18 protein-coding genes, 12 tRNA genes and 3 rRNA genes are annotated in these 18,294 nt (G+C 49.1%); 30 read left to right on the top strand and 3 right to left on the bottom strand.

Annotated elements, in window-relative coordinates; genetic code table 11:
- Positions 1-57 precede the first annotated feature (57 nt).
- The 27 genes from AC3IRK_RS14525 (at position 58) to AC3IRK_RS14395 (ending at position 14,671) form a co-directional block, all read left to right on the top strand.
- Positions 58-282 (top strand): hypothetical protein, encoded by a 225-nt coding sequence (locus AC3IRK_RS14525; RefSeq protein ID WP_012371670.1) that lies wholly within the window; start codon positions 58-60, stop codon positions 280-282.
- Positions 283-285: 3 nt separating this feature from the next.
- On the top strand, positions 286-636 hold the full coding sequence (locus AC3IRK_RS14520) for a type II toxin-antitoxin system PemK/MazF family toxin (protein ID WP_014971520.1): 351 nt from the start codon (positions 286-288) through the stop codon (positions 634-636).
- A 202-nt stretch (positions 637-838) separates the two neighbouring features.
- Complete coding sequence (locus tag AC3IRK_RS14515; protein ID WP_012371668.1) at positions 839-1,165, top strand: STAS domain-containing protein; 327 nt, start codon at positions 839-841, stop codon at positions 1,163-1,165.
- Positions 1,162-1,644 carry an anti-sigma B factor RsbW gene (gene rsbW, locus AC3IRK_RS14510; RefSeq protein ID WP_012371667.1) on the top strand — a complete coding sequence of 161 codons (483 nt, stop codon included), beginning with the start codon at positions 1,162-1,164 and terminating at the stop codon, positions 1,642-1,644. The genes AC3IRK_RS14515 and rsbW overlap by 4 nt, the downstream gene beginning before the upstream one ends.
- Positions 1,610-2,407: an RNA polymerase sigma factor SigB gene (gene sigB / locus AC3IRK_RS14505; protein WP_012371666.1), complete on the top strand. Its 798-nt coding sequence runs from the start codon at positions 1,610-1,612 to the stop codon at positions 2,405-2,407. Before rsbW ends, sigB begins: the two co-directional genes overlap by 35 nt.
- A gap of 67 nt (positions 2,408-2,474) precedes the next feature.
- Entirely contained in the window at positions 2,475-4,595 is a 2,121-nt protein-coding gene (locus tag AC3IRK_RS14500; RefSeq protein WP_188004853.1) for a Tex family protein, read from the top strand.
- On the top strand, positions 4,592-5,032 hold the full coding sequence (locus AC3IRK_RS14495; protein WP_489170154.1) for a SprT family protein: 441 nt from the start codon (positions 4,592-4,594) through the stop codon (positions 5,030-5,032). Before AC3IRK_RS14500 ends, AC3IRK_RS14495 begins: the two co-directional genes overlap by 4 nt.
- 149 nt (positions 5,033-5,181) lie before the next feature.
- A tRNA-Asn gene (locus AC3IRK_RS14490) sits at positions 5,182-5,256 on the top strand.
- Positions 5,257-5,264: 8 nt separating this feature from the next.
- A tRNA-Ser gene (locus AC3IRK_RS14485) sits at positions 5,265-5,356 on the top strand.
- A 49-nt stretch (positions 5,357-5,405) separates the two neighbouring features.
- Positions 5,406-5,480: transfer RNA gene (locus AC3IRK_RS14480), tRNA-Glu, on the top strand.
- A gap of 4 nt (positions 5,481-5,484) precedes the next feature.
- Positions 5,485-5,560 (top strand) — tRNA-Val (locus AC3IRK_RS14475).
- A gap of 34 nt (positions 5,561-5,594) precedes the next feature.
- A tRNA-Asp gene (locus AC3IRK_RS14470) sits at positions 5,595-5,670 on the top strand.
- A gap of 4 nt (positions 5,671-5,674) precedes the next feature.
- Positions 5,675-5,746 (top strand) — tRNA-Gln (locus tag AC3IRK_RS14465).
- Between the two features lie 6 nt (positions 5,747-5,752).
- Positions 5,753-5,828, top strand: a tRNA-Lys gene (locus AC3IRK_RS14460).
- Positions 5,829-5,858: 30 nt separating this feature from the next.
- A tRNA-Leu gene (locus tag AC3IRK_RS14455) sits at positions 5,859-5,944 on the top strand.
- 4 nt (positions 5,945-5,948) lie between these two features.
- Positions 5,949-6,025 (top strand) — tRNA-Arg (locus AC3IRK_RS14450).
- 19 nt (positions 6,026-6,044) lie between these two features.
- Positions 6,045-6,121 (top strand) — tRNA-Ile (locus AC3IRK_RS14445).
- Between the two features lie 132 nt (positions 6,122-6,253).
- Positions 6,254-7,815: ribosomal RNA gene (locus AC3IRK_RS14440) — 16S ribosomal RNA — on the top strand.
- Positions 7,816-7,981: 166 nt separating this feature from the next.
- Positions 7,982-10,896: ribosomal RNA gene (locus AC3IRK_RS14435) — 23S ribosomal RNA — on the top strand.
- Between the two features lie 46 nt (positions 10,897-10,942).
- Positions 10,943-11,058, top strand: a 5S ribosomal RNA gene (gene rrf, locus AC3IRK_RS14430).
- Together the 16S, 23S and 5S rRNA genes with 12 tRNA genes alongside form the textbook arrangement of a ribosomal RNA operon.
- 167 nt (positions 11,059-11,225) lie before the next feature.
- Positions 11,226-11,302: transfer RNA gene (locus AC3IRK_RS14425), tRNA-Met, on the top strand.
- A gap of 33 nt (positions 11,303-11,335) precedes the next feature.
- A tRNA-Met gene (locus AC3IRK_RS14420) sits at positions 11,336-11,412 on the top strand.
- A 107-nt stretch (positions 11,413-11,519) separates the two neighbouring features.
- The gene (gene tsaE, locus AC3IRK_RS14415; protein ID WP_131502482.1) at positions 11,520-11,966 is read left to right on the top strand and encodes a tRNA (adenosine(37)-N6)-threonylcarbamoyltransferase complex ATPase subunit type 1 TsaE; all 447 of its coding nucleotides are present in this window, start codon (positions 11,520-11,522) and stop codon (positions 11,964-11,966) included.
- On the top strand, positions 11,963-12,616 hold the full coding sequence (tsaB, locus tag AC3IRK_RS14410; protein ID WP_489170153.1) for a tRNA (adenosine(37)-N6)-threonylcarbamoyltransferase complex dimerization subunit type 1 TsaB: 654 nt from the start codon (positions 11,963-11,965) through the stop codon (positions 12,614-12,616). The genes tsaE and tsaB overlap by 4 nt, the downstream gene beginning before the upstream one ends.
- A complete protein-coding gene (gene rimI, locus AC3IRK_RS14405) occupies positions 12,609-13,064 on the top strand; it encodes a ribosomal protein S18-alanine N-acetyltransferase (RefSeq protein WP_489170152.1) in 456 nt (151 codons plus the stop codon). The genes tsaB and rimI overlap by 8 nt, the downstream gene beginning before the upstream one ends.
- Complete coding sequence (gene tsaD, locus AC3IRK_RS14400; RefSeq protein ID WP_131502479.1) at positions 13,064-14,071, top strand: tRNA (adenosine(37)-N6)-threonylcarbamoyltransferase complex transferase subunit TsaD; 1,008 nt, start codon at positions 13,064-13,066, stop codon at positions 14,069-14,071. Before rimI ends, tsaD begins: the two co-directional genes overlap by 1 nt.
- A 30-nt stretch (positions 14,072-14,101) precedes the next feature.
- Positions 14,102-14,671 carry a hypothetical protein gene (locus AC3IRK_RS14395; protein WP_489170151.1) on the top strand — a complete coding sequence of 190 codons (570 nt, stop codon included), beginning with the start codon at positions 14,102-14,104 and terminating at the stop codon, positions 14,669-14,671.
- Between the two features lie 44 nt (positions 14,672-14,715).
- On the opposite strand, the gene AC3IRK_RS14390 is transcribed toward AC3IRK_RS14395, so the two are convergent.
- The gene (locus tag AC3IRK_RS14390; protein ID WP_489170150.1) at positions 14,716-15,381 is read right to left on the bottom strand and encodes a haloacid dehalogenase type II; all 666 of its coding nucleotides are present in this window, start codon (positions 15,379-15,381) and stop codon (positions 14,716-14,718) included.
- Positions 15,382-15,542: 161 nt separating this feature from the next.
- Here AC3IRK_RS14390 and AC3IRK_RS14385 point away from each other — a divergent pair, with 161 nt between their 5' ends.
- A complete protein-coding gene (locus AC3IRK_RS14385) occupies positions 15,543-16,196 on the top strand; it encodes a TVP38/TMEM64 family protein (RefSeq protein WP_489170149.1) in 654 nt (217 codons plus the stop codon).
- An 18-nt stretch (positions 16,197-16,214) separates the two neighbouring features.
- On the opposite strand, the gene AC3IRK_RS14380 is transcribed toward AC3IRK_RS14385, so the two are convergent.
- Entirely contained in the window at positions 16,215-16,670 is a 456-nt protein-coding gene (locus AC3IRK_RS14380; protein ID WP_371819933.1) for a flavodoxin, read from the bottom strand.
- A 105-nt stretch (positions 16,671-16,775) separates the two neighbouring features.
- Entirely contained in the window at positions 16,776-17,096 is a 321-nt protein-coding gene (locus AC3IRK_RS14375) for a winged helix-turn-helix transcriptional regulator (protein ID WP_012371654.1), read from the bottom strand.
- Positions 17,097-17,279: 183 nt separating this feature from the next.
- On the opposite strand from AC3IRK_RS14375, the gene AC3IRK_RS14370 reads away from it, so the two are divergent.
- Together AC3IRK_RS14370 and AC3IRK_RS14365 are read left to right on the top strand one after the other, a co-directional pair.
- Complete coding sequence (locus AC3IRK_RS14370) at positions 17,280-17,678, top strand: DoxX family protein (RefSeq protein WP_131502474.1); 399 nt, start codon at positions 17,280-17,282, stop codon at positions 17,676-17,678.
- Between the two features lie 21 nt (positions 17,679-17,699).
- Positions 17,700-18,293, top strand: coding sequence for a flavin reductase (locus AC3IRK_RS14365; protein ID WP_131502473.1), 594 nt, complete (start codon positions 17,700-17,702; stop codon positions 18,291-18,293).
- The last annotated feature ends 1 nt before the right edge of the window (position 18,294 follow it).

The following is an 18,294-nucleotide window of genomic DNA, read 5'->3' as shown; positions in this document are numbered from 1 at the left end:
TTGAAGTGGAAGTGAGTCGTTCGTTAAGGTTTCAGTGAATCTGGAGGTGCCATTATCTTGGTCCAACAACGGGAAAAGCAATTTGTTGAACGAAATGTAGCGAAGGAGACGATTGGGATGAAGTCGAACCATACGACCGAAGAACGCAAGCGTCAGCTACGTGAGGAATTGAAACGTGGTTACGAAGAAATGGCAGCGATCAATTTATCAATCGTTGGCGAAATGTTCCAGATTGAAACGGAGGCGGAGTTCTCGCTCCTACGTCAAGTAAGCGGGGTGTAAGCTTTGATAGTCAAACGTGGCGACGTGTTTTATGCAAATTTGTCACCTGTGGTCGGATCGGAACAAGGAGGCGTTCGTCCTGTCCTTGTCCTACAAAATGATATTGGTAACCGATTCAGCCCAACTGTAATCGTGGCTGCGATCACGGCACAGATCGACAAAGCCAAACTACCGACCCATGTGGAAGTATATCGAGAGCGACACGGATTAGAACGTGATTCGGTCATCCTACTTGAGCAGGTCCGTACAATCGACAAACGCCGTCTAACGGATAAAGTCACGCACCTAGATCCTGACACGATGATGAAAGTAAATAGTGCCGTCGCGATCAGCCTAGGCTTGATTGATTTCTAGGCACTTACATATAACAGCGAGAAGAGTCGATACATCTGTATACGACTTTTTTTGAACATTTTTTTTAATTTTGGTTTAAAGATGTTCAAATGCGGGAATTACATCAGAGTGACCTTTTCTTTAAGGAGGGTCATCCCATACTATTTAAACCAAATAGATAGAGAGAACACATAGCAGATTTTCCTTGAGGAGGAACTTGAAGATGGATTTAACAATCAAAACAGAACAATTGGATGGTCAGACGCATCTCTATATCGCAGGAGAGATTGATACGTATACAGCACCGAAACTTCGTCAGGAACTTGTACCGGCAGTCGAAACAAACGACGTCGTTGTTCATTTGGACGAAATTCATTATATGGATTCAACAGGCCTTGGCGTATTTGTCGGAGCGCTTAAAGCATCAAAGAAAAACGGAACATCATTCACACTCGTCGGTGTTTCGGAACGGATTCGCCGTTTGTTCGAAATTACAGGTCTTTCAAGCATCATTACAATCGATAGTGGTGTACGAGGTGGAACACAATGAAGAACGAACAACTTGAAATGACACTTCCGGCAAAACCGGAGTATGTTGCAATTGCCCGATTAACCGTTTCAGGTGTCGCGAATCGGATGGGTTACACTTACGACGATATCGAAGACATTAAAATTGCTGTTTCTGAAGCATGTGCGAATGCCGTCCAGCATGCGTATGAAGGAGAACAAGATGGATCGATGGCTTTAACGTGTAACGTTTACCCGGACGATCGTCTTGAAATCATTGTCAAAGACAATGGGGTGACGTTCGATAAAGACAGCGTGAAGCGTCAAAGTGAACCAATCACGGAATCGCATGATTTAGACTCTCTGCACGAGGGGGGACTAGGGATCTTAATGATCGAAGCACTCATGGATCAAGTCACGATCGAGAAAGCAAACGGCGTCACTGTCCATATGACAAAATATATGAATAGAGATGAGGTGGGTCAAAGTGCCAGCAAAGTCTCAACAACGCCATCACAGTGACGATGAAGTCCTTCGTCTGATTGACCTGTACCAACAAGATGATCAAGATGAAGAAGTTCATGCTGCTTTACTTGCCCGGTATTCCGATCTCGTTGAGGCGCTTGCCCGTAAGTTCTCACGTGGCCGTCCGATTCATGATGATCTCGTCCAAGTCGGGATGATTGGTCTGCTTGCCGCACTTCGTCGTTTTGATAAAGAGTTCGGTCGTAGTTTCGAATCGTTTGCCGTTCCGACCATCATTGGTGAGATCAAACGGTTTATCCGCGATAAGACATGGAGTGTTCACGTGCCGCGTCGTATCAAGGAACTGGGACCGAAAATTAAGAAAGCCGTCGAAGAACTGACGACAGAATTGCAACGTTCACCGCGAATCGATGAAATTGCAGCCCGGTTGGAAGTATCGGAAGAGGAAGTTCTTGAAACGCTTGAGATGGGTAAAAGTTACCAAGCCTTGTCCGTCGACAGCTCAATTGAAGCGGATCAAGAAGGCAGTACGGTGACATTACTTGACCTCGTCGGTAACCAGGAAAACGGATATGATTCGGTGGATCAAAAGCTGATTCTTGAAAAAGCGTTTGCTGTTTTGACGGACCGGGAACGCTCGATTTTAGAATGTGCCTATTACCGGAACATGAGTCAAAAAGAAACCGGAGAGCTCCTTGGAATTTCGCAAATGCATGTGTCGCGTCTTCAGCGTCGTGCATTGCAAAAATTACGGGAAGCCATCAAAGTAGAACCAAACGAAGTATTTTCAAAAGACTGATGCGGAAGCATCGGTCTTTTTTTGTGTCCTATCGATTCTTCGGTATAATGACAGAGAGGTGAGGAAAATGGAGAAGAGAATCGCAACAGAATTGAACATCAGACCAGCCCAGGTGAAAGCCGTTTTACAATTGACGGAAGACGGAGGAACGATTCCGTTTATCGCCAGGTACCGTAAAGAACAAACCGGTGAACTCGATGAGGTCGAAATCAAAGCAATCCTCGATCGCCATAAAAGCATCACACAACTGGAAACGAAACGAGAAGATGTCCTGCGGAAAATTGAAGAGCAGGGTGTCTTGACGTCCGAGTTAAAACAAAGTTTGATGGGAGCGACGACGTTACAACAAATTGAAGACTTATACTTACCGTTTCGTCCGAAACGGAGAACAAAAGCTGAAATTGCCCGTGAAGCAGGATTGAGTCCATTTGCCGACTTTTTACGTTCGCCAAAATCATACGATGAACAGCAATTTAATCAGTATGTAGCAGCACATCCGGAAGGCGAGGCAATTGCCGGGGCGCAAGCGATCATCGCAGAAGAATGGGGCGAGCAGGCGAGTGTCCGGGAACATATCCGGAAGACAGCTTACCGGTTTGCAGATATCGTCACGAAACTAAAAAAGGACGCAGTCGACGAAAAACGTGTCTTTGCCCAATACTATGAGTACATTGAACGGATCCGTCAAATCGTGCCGCACCGGATTTTGGCGATTAATCGTGCCGAGGCGTTAAAAATCGTTTCCGTCAAAATCGTCCTCGATGAACAACAGGTATTACCGTACTTGTTGCGACCGTTCAGCCGATTGGCAGAACAAAAACGTCAGTTGGTCGAAGAAGCCGTCCAGACAGGATATAAAAAATCGGTTTTCCCGGCAATCGAGCGGGAACTTCGGAATGAGTTGACCGATAAAGCGGAAAACCAGGCAATTGAAGTGTTCGGAAAAAACTTACGACAACTCTATATGCAACCACCGATGAAAGGGAAAGTGATGTTAGGACTGGATCCTGCATACCGGACCGGATGTAAGTGGGCAGTGATTGATCCGACAGGGGAAGTAAAGGAAGTGGGTGTCGTCTATCTCACGATGTCGGAACAAAAAGCACAGGAGGCACGTCAAGTCTTGACGAAACTCGTGAACCGGTACGGAATCGAATTGATTGCGATCGGAAACGGTACGGCTTCCCGCGAGACCGAATCCTTCGTCGCGGACTGGATTAAAGGACATGATCAAATTGCCTTTACGATTGTTGATGAGGCAGGGGCAAGTATTTATTCGGCGTCAGAAATCGCGCGCACCGAGTTCCCGGATCTACAGGTCGAGCAACGGTCAGCCATCTCGATCGCACGACGCCTGCAGGATCCGTTGGCGGAACTCGTCAAAGTGGACCCGCAATCCGTCGGTGTCGGACAGTACCAACACGATGTCACGCAGACAAAGTTAAAAGAAACACTCGATTTCGTCGTCGAGACGGTCGTTAACCAGGTGGGTGTTGACGTCAATACGGCCTCGGAGTCGTTGCTCGGTTACGTCGCCGGGATTACGAAGGCAACAGCTAAAAAGATTGTCGAACGCCGCTCTGAACTGGGTGCGTTTGCATCCCGGAAAGAATTGCTGAAAGTCCCGCGTTTAGGAGCGAAAGCATATGAACAGGCAGCCGGCTTCTTGCGTATACCGGAAGGCAGTCATCCGCTTGACCGGACACCGATTCACCCGGAACAGTATAAAACCGTTGAATCGTTGTTTAAGCAACTGGATTTATCCTTACAGACTGTGGGAACGGAAACCTTACGGACTCGGCTCGGAGAATTATCTGTACCTGAAACAGCTCAATTGCTTGAAGTCGGTGAACCGACATTACGTGACATTATCGAAGCTTTGCAACGTCCGGAACGGGATCCGCGGGAAGCGCTCGATAAACCGTTACTGCGTCAGGATGTCTTATCGCTCGATATGATTCAAGTCGGAATGGAGTTCCAGGGGACAGTCCGGAATGTACTCGACTTTGGTGCTTTCGTTGATATTGGTGTGAAGGAGAGCGGCCTTGTCCACATCTCGAAGCTCAGTAAAAAACGGGTCAAACACCCGCTTGATGTCATTGCAGTCGGTGATATCGTAACCGTTTGGGTAACGAGTGTCGAACCGGAACGGGGACGGATCGGTCTGACGATGGTCAGTCCGTCATGACGAACGAAGAGTTGCAGCAATACGTCGAGCAACTCTCGCTCGACGTGTTTGCTTTACCTTTTAGACATATTGCACTTTTTAACGATCGCTTACGGACAACCGGGGGACGTTATTTTCTGACAGATCATCATTTGGATTTCAATCGGAGCTATTTAGCCGACCATAATATCTTTCGCGGAATCGTCATTCATGAGCTGTGCCACTATCATTTACACCTGCGTGGAATGGGACACCGGCACCAGGATCAGGATTTTAAAGAGTGGTTACAACGATACGGAGGACTGCGCTACAGTCCGCGTCTGGAAGAAACGGAAAAAAAGAATCATCTTTATAAGTGTGAGAAATGCGGGACATTATATAGAAGAAAAAGAAAGATGAATCCGGAACGTTACCGTTGCGGACGATGTCGTGGAAAGATTTTTTACAAAAGTAGTTGACGTTCATTTCGGAGCATGATAAATTATAGAAGTCGTCAAAACGACTGCAATTAAACAACTTCTCGTCACTAAAAACTTTTTTAAAAAAGCATTGACGAAGAGAAAGAAAGTTGCTAATATAGAAAAGTGTTCTGAAACGAACGTCACGTTCCGCAATAGCTCAGTGGTAGAGCAACCGGCTGTTAACCGGTAGGTCGTAGGTTCAAATCCTACTTGCGGAGCCATTATCTTTGGAGATGTACCCAAGTGGCTATAAGGGGCGCCCCTGCTAAGGGTGTAGGCCGGGAAACTGGTGCGAGGGTTCGAATCCCTCCATCTCCGCCAGACCTCTTATGTGAATTTGTTACTTGAGAATAATTATCAGTTTTTAAATGGCCCGTTGGTCAAGCGGTTAAGACACCGCCCTTTCACGGCGGTATCACGGGTTCGATTCCCGTACGGGTCACCATTTTGGAGGATTAGCTCAGCTGGGAGAGCATCTGCCTTACAAGCAGAGGGTCGGCGGTTCGATCCCGTCATCCTCCACCATTTTTAATTTCATACTTAAGTTTCACAAAAATGTGGTCCTGTGGTGTAGCGGTTAACATGCCTGCCTGTCACGCAGGAGATCGCGGGTTCGAATCCCGTCAGGACCGCCATTTTTGGGCTGTGGCCAAGTGGTAAGGCACTGGATTTTGATTCCAGCATGCGAAGGTTCGATCCCTTCCAGCCCAGTTTTTCGTGTCATTAGCTCAGTTGGTAGAGCATCTGACTTTTAATCAGAGGGTCGCAGGTTCGAATCCTGCATGACACACCATTTTATTTTTTAAATTCTAATTTTATATTTGCGGTCGTGGCGGAATGGTAGACGCGCTAGGTTGAGGGCCTAGTGGTGGCAACACTGTGGAGGTTCAAGTCCTCTCGACCGCACCATATCGCACCCTTAGCTCAGCTGGATAGAGTACTTGACTACGAATCAAGGGGTCGGGAGTTCGAATCTCTCAGGGTGCACCATATTTTGTTTGCTTTTGACGGGCCTATAGCTCAGCTGGTTAGAGCGCACGCCTGATAAGCGTGAGGTCGGTGGTTCGAGTCCACTTAGGCCCACCATTTTCAAAACAAACGATGACGAACTTTGAAAACTGAACGATGAGGCAAAAAACGTATCTTCGGATACAAACAATGAATGAAGCGCAAGCTTCGTCAACGTGACTTCGGTCACACAACGAGCAAGTCAAACACTTTATGGAGAGTTTGATCCTGGCTCAGGACGAACGCTGGCGGCGTGCCTAATACATGCAAGTCGAGCGCAGGAAGCTCACGGAACTCTTCGGAGGGAAGTGAAGGGAATGAGCGGCGGACGGGTGAGTAACACGTAAGGAACCTGCCCCAAGGATTGGGATAACTCCGAGAAATCGGAGCTAATACCGAATAGTTCTTCAGACCGCATGGTCTGATGATGAAAGGCGCTCCGGCGTCACCTTGGGATGGCCTTGCGGTGCATTAGCTAGTTGGTGGGGTAATGGCCCACCAAGGCGACGATGCATAGCCGACCTGAGAGGGTGATCGGCCACACTGGGACTGAGACACGGCCCAGACTCCTACGGGAGGCAGCAGTAGGGAATCTTCCACAATGGACGAAAGTCTGATGGAGCAACGCCGCGTGAGTGATGAAGGTTTTCGGATCGTAAAACTCTGTTGTAAGGGAAGAACAAGTACGAGAGGTAATGCTCGTACCTTGACGGTACCTTGCGAGAAAGCCACGGCTAACTACGTGCCAGCAGCCGCGGTAATACGTAGGTGGCAAGCGTTGTCCGGAATTATTGGGCGTAAAGCGCGCGCAGGCGGCCTTTTAAGTCTGATGTGAAAGCCCCCGGCTCAACCGGGGAGGGTCATTGGAAACTGGAAGGCTTGAGTACAGAAGAGAAGAGTGGAATTCCATGTGTAGCGGTGAAATGCGTAGAGATGTGGAGGAACACCAGTGGCGAAGGCGACTCTTTGGTCTGTAACTGACGCTGAGGCGCGAAAGCGTGGGGAGCAAACAGGATTAGATACCCTGGTAGTCCACGCCGTAAACGATGAGTGCTAGGTGTTGGGGGGTTTCCGCCCCTCAGTGCTGAAGCTAACGCATTAAGCACTCCGCCTGGGGAGTACGGCCGCAAGGCTGAAACTCAAAGGAATTGACGGGGACCCGCACAAGCGGTGGAGCATGTGGTTTAATTCGAAGCAACGCGAAGAACCTTACCAACTCTTGACATCCCCTTGACCGCTTGAGAGATCAAGTTTTCCCTTCGGGGACAAGGGTGACAGGTGGTGCATGGTTGTCGTCAGCTCGTGTCGTGAGATGTTGGGTTAAGTCCCGCAACGAGCGCAACCCCTATCCTTAGTTGCCAGCATTTAGTTGGGCACTCTAGGGAGACTGCCGGTGACAAACCGGAGGAAGGTGGGGATGACGTCAAATCATCATGCCCCTTATGAGTTGGGCTACACACGTGCTACAATGGACGGTACAAAGGGCAGCGAGACCGCGAGGTGGAGCCAATCCCAGAAAGCCGTTCCCAGTTCGGATTGCAGGCTGCAACTCGCCTGCATGAAGTCGGAATCGCTAGTAATCGCAGGTCAGCATACTGCGGTGAATACGTTCCCGGGTCTTGTACACACCGCCCGTCACACCACGAGAGTTTGCAACACCCGAAGCCGGTGAGGTAACCGCAAGGAGCCAGCCGTCGAAGGTGGGGTAGATGATTGGGGTGAAGTCGTAACAAGGTAGCCGTATCGGAAGGTGCGGCTGGATCACCTCCTTTCTAAGGAAAACGTCCCTTACGGGACATGCCCATCGTTCAGTTTTGAGAGCTCGTCTCTCAGTCTCGCAAGAGACACTCGCACCTTGAAAACTGAAGACATCAACAAGACATCAAACTTTTTATAACCATGTCATTAGACGTGTGTTCTTAGAATACCAAAATGCTAGATCAAGGTATGAAGGGCGTACGGTGGATGCCTTGGCACTAGGAGCCGATGAAGGACGCGACGAACAGCGATATGCTTCGGGGAGCAGTAAGTATGCTTTGATCCGAGGATTTCCGAATGGGGGAACCCACCATCCGTAATGGGATGGGACATGTTACATGAATACATAGTGTAGCGTGAGGCAGACCCGGGGAACTGAAACATCTAAGTACCCGGAGGAAGAGAAAGCAAATGCGATTCCCTGAGTAGCGGCGAGCGAAACGGGAACAGCCCAAACCGGAGAGCATGCTCTCCGGGGTTGTAGGACACTCTATACGGAGTCAAAAAGGAAGACAGTAGGCGAACGACCTGGAAAGGCCGGCCGAAGAAGGTGACAGCCCTGTAGCTGAAACTGTTTTCCCTCCAGAGTGGATCCTGAGTACGGCGGGACACGTGAAACCCCGTCGGAATCCGGGAGGACCATCTCCCAAGGCTAAATACTCCCTAGTGACCGATAGTGAACCAGTACCGTGAGGGAAAGGTGAAAAGCACCCCGGAAGGGGAGTGAAATAGATCCTGAAACCGTATGCCTACAAGTAGTCAGAGCCCGTTAATGGGTGATGGCGTGCCTTTTGTAGAATGAACCGGCGAGTTACGATAGCGCGCGAGGTTAAGCTGATGAGGCGGAGCCGTAGCGAAAGCGAGTCTGAATAGGGCGCCATAGTGCGTTGTCGTAGACCCGAAACCAGGTGATCTACCCATGTCCAGGATGAAGGTCAGGTAACACTGACTGGAGGTCCGAACCCACGCACGTTGAAAAGTGCGGGGATGAGGTGTGGGTAGCGGTGAAATGCCAATCGAACCTGGAGATAGCTGGTTCTCCCCGAAATAGCTTTAGGGCTAGCCTCGAGGTTGAGAGTTCCGGAGGTAGAGCACTGATTGGACTAGGGGCCCCCACAGGGTTACCGAATTCAGTTAAACTCCGAATGCCGGCAACTTATACTCGGGAGTCAGACTGCGAGTGATAAGATCCGTAGTCAAGAGGGAAACAGCCCAGACCGCCAGCTAAGGTCCCAAAGTGTATGTTAAGTGGAAAAGGATGTGGCGCTGCCTAGACAGCTAGGATGTTGGCTTAGAAGCAGCCACCATTCAAAGAGTGCGTAATAGCTCACTAGTCGAGTGGCGCCGCGCCGAAAATGTAACGGGGCTAAACATACCACCGAAGCTGCGGATTCCGTAAGGAATGGTAGGGGAGCGTTCCAAACCGCTGTGAAGCTGTACCGTAAGGAGCAGTGGAGCGTTTGGAAGTGAGAATGCCGGTGTGAGTAGCGAAAAGAGGGGTGAGAATCCCCTCCGTCGAAAGCCCAAGGTTTCCTGAGGAAGGCTCGTCCGCTCAGGGTTAGTCTGGACCTAAGCCGAGGCCGAAAGGCGTAGGCGATGGATAACAGGTTGATATTCCTGTACCACCGATCCACCGTTTGAACAATGGGGGGACGCAGGAGGATAGTGACGCATGCGGATGGAAGTGCATGTGTAAGTTTCGAGACCGTCTGATTGGCAAATCCGTCAGGCACCAAAGTCGAGGAACGATGCGGAGTCCCGTAGGGACGAAGGTCACGATTTCACACTGCCAAGAAAAGCCTCTAGTGAGGTGGAAGGTGCCAGTACCGTAAACCGACACAGGTAGGCGGGATGAGAATTCTAAGACGCGCGGGATAACTCTCGTTAAGGAACTCGGCAAAATGGTCCCGTAACTTCGGGAGAAGGGACGCTCTACATGAGTAGAGCCGCAGTGAATAGGCCCAAACGACTGTTTAGCAAAAACACAGGTCTCTGCTAAATCGCAAGATGACGTATAGGGGCTGACGCCTGCCCGGTGCTGGAAGGTTAAGGGGATGGGTTAGCGCAAGCGAAGCTTTGAACCGAAGCCCCAGTAAACGGCGGCCGTAACTATAACGGTCCTAAGGTAGCGAAATTCCTTGTCGGGTAAGTTCCGACCCGCACGAAAGGCGTAACGATTTGGGCACTGTCTCAACGAGAGACCCGGTGAAATCATAGTACCTGTGAAGATGCAGGTTACCCGCGACAGGACGGAAAGACCCCATGGAGCTTTACTACAGCCTGATATTGAGGCTTTGTGCATGATGTACAGGATAGGCGGGAGACGTCGAGACCGGAGCGCCAGCTTCGGAGGAGTCACCCTTGGGATACCGCCCTTCATGCATAGAGTCTCTAACTCGCAGCCGTCATCCGGCTGGAGGACCGTGTCAGGCGGGTAGTTTGACTGGGGCGGTCGCCTCCTAAACAGTAACGGAGGCGCCCAAAGGTTCCCTCAGAATGGTTGGAAATCATTCGTAGAGCGCAAAGGCAGAAGGGAGCTTGACTGCGAGACCTACAAGTCGAGCAGGGACGAAAGTCGGGCTTAGTGATCCGGTGGTTCCGCATGGAAGGGCCATCGCTCAACGGATAAAAGCTACCCTGGGGATAACAGGCTGATCTCCCCCAAGAGTCCACATCGACGGGGAGGTTTGGCACCTCGATGTCGGCTCATCGCATCCTGGGGCTGGAGTAGGTCCCAAGGGTTGGGCTGTTCGCCCATTAAAGCGGTACGCGAGCTGGGTTCAGAACGTCGTGAGACAGTTCGGTCCCTATCCGTCGTGGGCGCAGGAAATTTGAGGAGAGCTGTCCTTAGTACGAGAGGACCGGGATGGACGCACCGCTGGTGTACCAGTTGTTCCGCCAGGAGCATCGCTGGGTAGCTACGTGCGGACGGGATAAATGCTGAAAGCATCTAAGCATGAAGCCCCCTCCAAGATGAGATTTCCCTTTGAGTAATCAAGAAAGACCCCTCAGAGACGATGAGGTAGATAGGTCACGGGTGGAAGCATGGCGACATGCGGAGCTGAGTGATACTAATCGGTCGAGGCCTTGTTCTAGCAGATGATTGTTGATGACTTCAGTTTTGAGGGCGCGAGCCCGTCGTCTGGTGACGATAGCCAAGTGGTCACACCCGTTCCCATGCCGAACACGGAAGTTAAGCACTTGAACGCCGAAAGTAGTTGGGGGCTTCCCCCTGTGAGGATAGGACGTTGCCAGGCAAGTGAAGGACCGATCTGCATTTTGCAGGTCGGTTTTTCTTTAAAAAAACAGTTAGAAAAATGATGTCAGTATAAGTTCTTTTAAGAAAAACAACAAGAAAATGAAATAAAGCTTGTCTTTTTTAAAAGTACATGTTATATTAATATCTGTCGAAACGTTATATCATCGCGGGGTGGAGCAGTCTGGTAGCTCGTTGGGCTCATAACCCAAAGGTCGTCGGTTCAAATCCGGCCCCCGCAACCAATTTTTATAATTCAAATCCGAAACGTTTATCGTCGCGGGGTGGAGCAGTCTGGTAGCTCGTTGGGCTCATAACCCAAAGGTCGTCGGTTCAAATCCGGCCCCCGCAACCAATTTTAAACTTAACTTCAACTTTACTACGAAACGTTCAGCGTTTCGTATTTTTTTTTGCCTTTTTTGTTCGGTACAATGGAGTAAGAGAAAAGGAGGAGGGACATCGATGATGGAACTTGAAATGACGAGTCTTGAACAAACGACGACGCTTGCCGTTGAACTGGGCCACCGTGCCTTTAAAGGAATGGTCGTGACACTGGATGGTGACTTGGGAGCAGGAAAGACGACGTTTACACAAGGGTTCGCGAAAGGACTTGGGGTAACACGCAACGTCAACAGTCCCACGTTTACAATCATGAAAGTTTATGCCGGACGACTACCGCTCTATCATATGGATGTCTATCGTCTCGAAGGCGGCGATGATATTGGTCTTGAAGAGTATTTAAATGGAGATGGTGTCGCGGTCGTCGAATGGTCGGAATTGATTGCCGACGTCCTTCCGCCAGAACGTCTTGCGATTACGATCGAACGGACAGGTGATGATTCACGCCGTTTTCGTTTGGAGCCGATCGGTGAGCAGTACATCCAATTATGTGAGGAGTTAAACCAATGAAAATCGTAGCGATTGATACATCGACGAAACAACTGTCTGTTGCGTTGTCGGACGGACAACAGATTTTGGCAGAAGCCTCTTATGTGACGTCTTTGAACCATGCGACAAAACTGATGCCGCTGCTCGAACGGATGATGCAGGAAGTCAACTGGTCGCCGCAGGATTTAACTCGTATCGTCATCGCCGACGGTCCCGGCTCTTATACCGGTCTCCGGATCGGGGCAACTACAGCTAAGACACTGGCTTATACGCTAGGAATCGATTTAGTGCCGGTCTCGACACTTGAGTTAATGGCAGCTTCAGCAGGGTTAACCGGACGGATCATAGCGATTCAGGATGCGCGCCGTGGAACCGGATTCGTCGGTTTCTATGAAGAGGGGCAATTGGTAGGCGAAGAACAGCATACGGTTGTTGCTGAATTCGTCAAAACGCTGCCGGAAGATACGAAGATGACAGGTGATACAGACAAGTTCGTAACGGAACTTGAACCGTTTACGATCGTGAGCCCGGCCTTCCGTTCACCGCGGGCGGGTGTCCTTGCGTTGCTTGGTGCTACCCGTGAACCGGTTGAAGTCCATTCGTTTGAGCCGCGTTACTTACGTCTCGCGGAAGCAGAAGCAAAATGGATTGAGGCACAACGTCATGACTAATGTCTCCGTTCGAAAAATGACGGTTATGGATGCACCTGGTGTGCATGCCGTGGAACTCGAATCTTTTGCGACACCGTGGACACTGGAATCATTCATTGCGGAGATGACACAAAATCCGAATGCGTATTACCTGGTCGCAGAGACGGATGAAATCATTGGATTCGCAGGGCTATGGCACATTGCTGATGAAGGCCATATCACGAACGTCGCCGTTAAACAAAAGGCACGTGGTCGTGGAATCGGTCAGACATTGCTGGTTGCGTTAATTGAACAAGCCAGACAATTAGGATTACGGGCGATGACGCTTGAAGTACGTGTATCGAATACACCGGCACGGACACTGTATGAGAAACTGGGCTTTTTATATGCCGGAACGAGAAAACGGTATTATCAAGATAATAATGAAGATGCAGCCATCTATTGGCTGGAGCTGGAAGGAGACGAGTGATGACACAGCCGTTGATATTAGCCATTGAATCAAGTTGTGATGAGACAGCTGCGGCTGTCGTCCGCGGAGGAACAGACGTCTTATCGAATGTCGTATCTTCCCAAATTGAAAGCCATAAACGTTTTGGAGGAGTTGTCCCGGAAGTCGCATCCCGTCATCATGTGGAACGCATCACGTATGTCATTGACGATGCGTTAACGGAAGCCGGTGTCACGATGGATGACATCGATGCGATTGCCGTTACGGAAGGACCCGGTCTTGTCGGTGCATTACTCGTCGGTGTCAGTGCAGCAAAAGCGTTGGCATTCGCACACAGTAAGCCGCTTCTCGGTGTCCATCACATCGCCGGTCACATCTATGCCAACCGTTTGGAACAAGAGCTCCACTTTCCTCTCGTCTGCTTGATTGCATCCGGCGGACATACAGAATTGATTTACATGCCGGAAGACGGCGTGTATGAAGTCATCGGTGAAACCCGGGATGATGCGGCGGGAGAAGCCTATGATAAAGTAGCACGGACGTTAAAACTTCCTTATCCCGGCGGTCCCCGGATTGATCAACTGGCGCAAACCGGTCAGGACACATTCCATTTCCCGCGGATTTGGCTCGAGAAAGAGTCGTATGACTTCAGCTTCAGCGGACTCAAATCTTCTGTCATCAATGCGGTTCATAACGCCGAACAACGCGGCGAAGTAATCATTCCGGAAGACTTGGCTGCCAGTTTTCAGGCGAGCGTCGTCGAAGTGCTTGTTACGAAAGCAATCCGTGCCGTTAAGGAAAAGGGCGGCAAACAGTTGCTTGTTGCGGGTGGCGTCGCCGCCAACCGCGGACTGCGGGCAGGATTGACGGAAGCCTGTGCACGTGAAGGCATCGAGTTGGTCATTCCGCCGATGCACTTATGCGGTGATAATGCCGCGATGATTGGAGCGGCAGCGATTCACCCTTACCGGGCAGGCCGCCAATCGACACTTGCCATGAATGCCGAACCTGGGCTAGATTTAAAGTAAGGAATTCGAAAGACATGGGGGAAAAATGGAATGAAAAAAGTCATCATCGTGTTATTAGGTGTACTTGTCATTGTCGCAATCGGCTTACAGATTCGTGAAATCGTCAATGCTTATCAAATCGCCTATAAAGAAGAGCTTGTCCCTGATAAAAAGGCGGTCGAGACGAATACGAAGCAAAAGCCGTTGTATGAAATCGGTCGTGCGGAAGGTGAAAAGACACGGATTGAAAAACTGTACGCCTTTGATCAAACCGTCGATGGCGAGCTGAAGAATGTTGTGATTGTCGACCGGAAGTATGGTTTGACGAACAAAGCGAGTGATGACTTCTTTATGATTGCACCGGGAAAACCGGCAACCGGACAGGAGAAAAAATCATTCCAACCGATGATTGATCGTCTCGATGGACAGCAGGTTCAGGCGGAAGTCATCTCAAAACACCAGGTCGTTGCCAATGAAAACAATAAAAAACGGACGTTGACGTTGTATAAAGTGTTCTATAAAGATACCGACCAAAAAGAATACCTGTTCTTTATCGAAAAAGAAGGTGGACTGAAGCTTGATCTCTTCAAAAAAGGCTACTCACGTCTGTCTAATTATTAAATGAAAAGCGATGTTCACCTGGGTCTAGGTAAACATCGCTTTTTTCATTTCCATTCCAGCAAGCCGGTTAGATCATCATAAATACTGTCCGGATCAAGATTCAATTCTTCGACGGGCAGACCCGACCGGTTGATCCAGGCTGTCCGAAAACCAAAACTTTTAGCGCCGGTAATGTCCCAGCCGTTCGACGACATGAACAGGATTTCTTCCCGTTTGAGACCTAACGTATTGAGCGCATGCATGTAAGAAGCCGGTGTCGGCTTATACTGTTTAATGTCATCCACACTGATGATGTGATTAAACCGTCCGGAGAGACCAGACTGTTCAATCAATGGATCAAGCATATCGTGGGAACCGTTTGAGAAGACAGCCAGTTGTTTATCACTCATCTGCTCTAAGACGGCATCGACTTCCGGATAATGATCGAGCTTTAAATAGACTTCCATCAAGGCGGCAATGTTTTCTTCCGTGACGTGTAGCTTCAGTTGCAGTAAGGCATAACGGAGTGCATCACGCGTCACTTGGCTGAACGGGACGTACTGGCCGTTCAACTGACGTAAGAAGGAATATTCCAGCTGTTTTTGACGCCAGGCCTGGCTGATGGCTTCGCCGTGCTCCGGGTAGAGTTCCTCTGCTTTGACTTTGACGGAGTGGACATCAAACAATGTACCGTAGACATCAAAGACCAGTGCTTTAATCGGTTGTGTCATGTTAATCACCTTTCTGAGTTACACGTTATCTGTATCTAGTTCCCGAAAACAGTCTCAGCTGAAACGCATATTCCAAAAGCCGCTAAAAGCGTAACTCGAGTAGGATTCGGGAACGGAATAGAGAAGACAAAAGTTATTTGGAAAAGACAGGAGATGTTTTTTTGACACGTCAGCAGCAAATATTCCGGATTTTGTTCCTTATCCTCATCGTGGGCGGTCTGATCTGGTTCAGCCGTTCCTATCTCAAGCTCAGTCCGACAGATATTAAGGGCTGGATTTTATCGTTCGGGATGTGGGCGCCGATTCTGTATATTTTACTTTATACGATTCGTCCGCTGATTTTCTTCCCGGCATCCGTCCTGTCAATCACAGGTGGTCTTGCGTTTGGTACCTGGCTCGGGACGCTGTACACGGTCATCGGAGCGACTCTCGGTGCTATCGTTGCTTTTTTAGTCGCGCAAAAGCTTGGAAACAGACTGATTAAGAAAAAGGAACAGGCGGGAAAAATCGAACAGATTCAGCAACAGCTCGAAAAAAACGGATTCATCTATGTGTTGATCTTCCGTCTGTTGCCAATCTTCAACTTCGATTTGATCAGCTATGCCGCCGGACTATCGAAAGTCCGGTTGCTGTCCTTTTTCCTCGCGACGTTGCTCGGAATCATCCCCGGGACATTTGCCTATAACTTTTTAGGCAGCAGCATCGTCTCGAAGGATCCGCAACTCATCATCGGTGCGATTGTCGTCTTTCTTGTGTTGACGATTGTTCCTTGGTATCTCCAAAAACGCTGGAAAACAAAAAAGAACCTTGGCTGAAGTCGAGGTTCTTTCCGGTTAAGCGTGAAGCCGTTGTGCCCGGACAAAAAATTCATTTGCGAACGTACGACAGGCGGCTTGTTTCTCGGGTGTATCGGGATCAAACTCAATCTTCAGCCCAGGGACGACGATCGTCGCGCCGGCAGATGCAAGCGTCTGTTCCAATGTATCGACGGCTGCACAGTATTTAGGATAATCCAAGTCGCCGGAGCCAAAGGCAGCAGCGGCTAAGCCGTTTAACGTACTTTCCCCCAACTCGTCGACGAAATCTTCAGCTTCGTATGGCAAATCACCGTCTCCCCATGTATACGAGCCGAGTAGCACGGCATCATACTGAGAGAAGTCAGATGGATATAACTGATCAAGCTCTTGTATATGAACCGTACAGCCCTTGCGTTCGAGTTCCGCCCGCAAAAGGTGCACGATATCTTCTGTATTGCCGGACATGCTGACAAAACCAATCATGATGTTCATCTGAATCATCCTTTCTCCAAAACATGAACATCTTTAGTTTAATTGATAATCGTTCTCAATACAAACGGAAATAAAAGCCTCTCCCAAATGGAGAGACTTTTCATGTCAGTCTTGGAGCTCGGCCCATTCTTCGATTGAACGAATGACAGGTTCAAGCTGACGACCTTTGTCAGTCAAACTGTATTGAATTTTAATCGGACGTTCCGGAATGACGGTCCGGATGACAATACCTTCCGCCTCAAGTTCCTTCATGCGCTCCGTCAGCATACGACCAGATAACTCCGGAATCGCATCTTGAATTTCGTTGAAACGACAGGTCTTCGTCATGAGATGACGTAAAATCAAGCCCGTCCACTTCTTGCCCAAAATTTCAAAGGCATGTTCGACTTTCGGACAAAGGGCAGTCGGAATCAATGTTTCTTCCATCAGCACTCATCCTTTCTATAGTCTTAGTATACCCACTCTGATTCAAAATTACGAATTATTTTACTTAAAGTAATAAAATAAACAAAAACAAATCTGTTTACTTTTAGTAAGTGTTAGTTTATAGTCGTATTTAGGTTACGAAAAGTAATTAAAAAACATTAAGTAAAAGGAGTTTTGATCAAGATGATGGATTTAGGATTATTTCTTATTCGAATGGTGATTGGATTAACATTTGCAGCACACGGGACACAAAAATTGTTTGGCTGGTTCGGCGGGCACGGGATTGCAGGGACGGGCGGCTGGTTCGAATCGATCGGGATGAAGCCGGGTAAAATGCTTGCGCTTACGGCAGGACTGGCAGAACTGATTGGTGGTTTACTATTTGCCGGTGGATTGTTCTTATGGTTCGCGGCAGCACTGATTATCGGGTCGATGCTCGTTGCAATCATCAAGGTGCACGGGCAAAATGGTTACTGGGTGACACAGAACGGGTACGAATATAACATGGCACTGATCGTCATCGCCCTTGGCGTCGCCTTGATTGGTGCCGGAGACTATTCACTCGCAGCCATGCTCGGGTGATCAGAGAAAGCGGGTAAAAAGATGAAGTTTGATGCACAGTCACTCAGTCCAAAAGAAAACTATAAATTGTTGATCGGGAGTATCATCCCGAGACCGATTGCCTTTGTCACGACGAAAGGAGCGGACGGAACGGTCAATGCCGCCCCGTTTTCCTTCTTCACCGCCGCTTCGAGCCATCCGCCGCAACTGTTGATTGCCGTCCAAAAGACGGATCAGGGCGAAAAAGACACCACTAAAAATATTTTGTTGAATAAAGAGTTCGTTATCCATATCGTCAGTGAAGAGATTGTCGAAGCCGTCAATGAAACGGCAGCACCTCTTGCTTACGGGGAAAGTGAATTGAACCGGACGAATCTTACGCTGATCGACAGCGATTTGATTGATGTCCCGGCGGTCGCGGAAGCGAAAATCCGGTTTGAGCTGAAACTGTCACAACACATTGAACTGGAAACAGCTGACTTATTAATCGGCGAAGTCATCCGGTATCATGTCGCGGATGAACTCGAGGAGTCGTTCCGGATTGATGCCGACGGTTTAAAAGCAATTGCCCGTCTTGCCGGCAATGATTATGCGAAAATCGGTGATATCTTCACAATTACCCGTCCAACGAAATAAG

This window comes from Exiguobacterium sp. GL_137, assembly GCF_057834585.1.
This window is presented reverse-complemented; position numbering and strand designations above follow the sequence as displayed.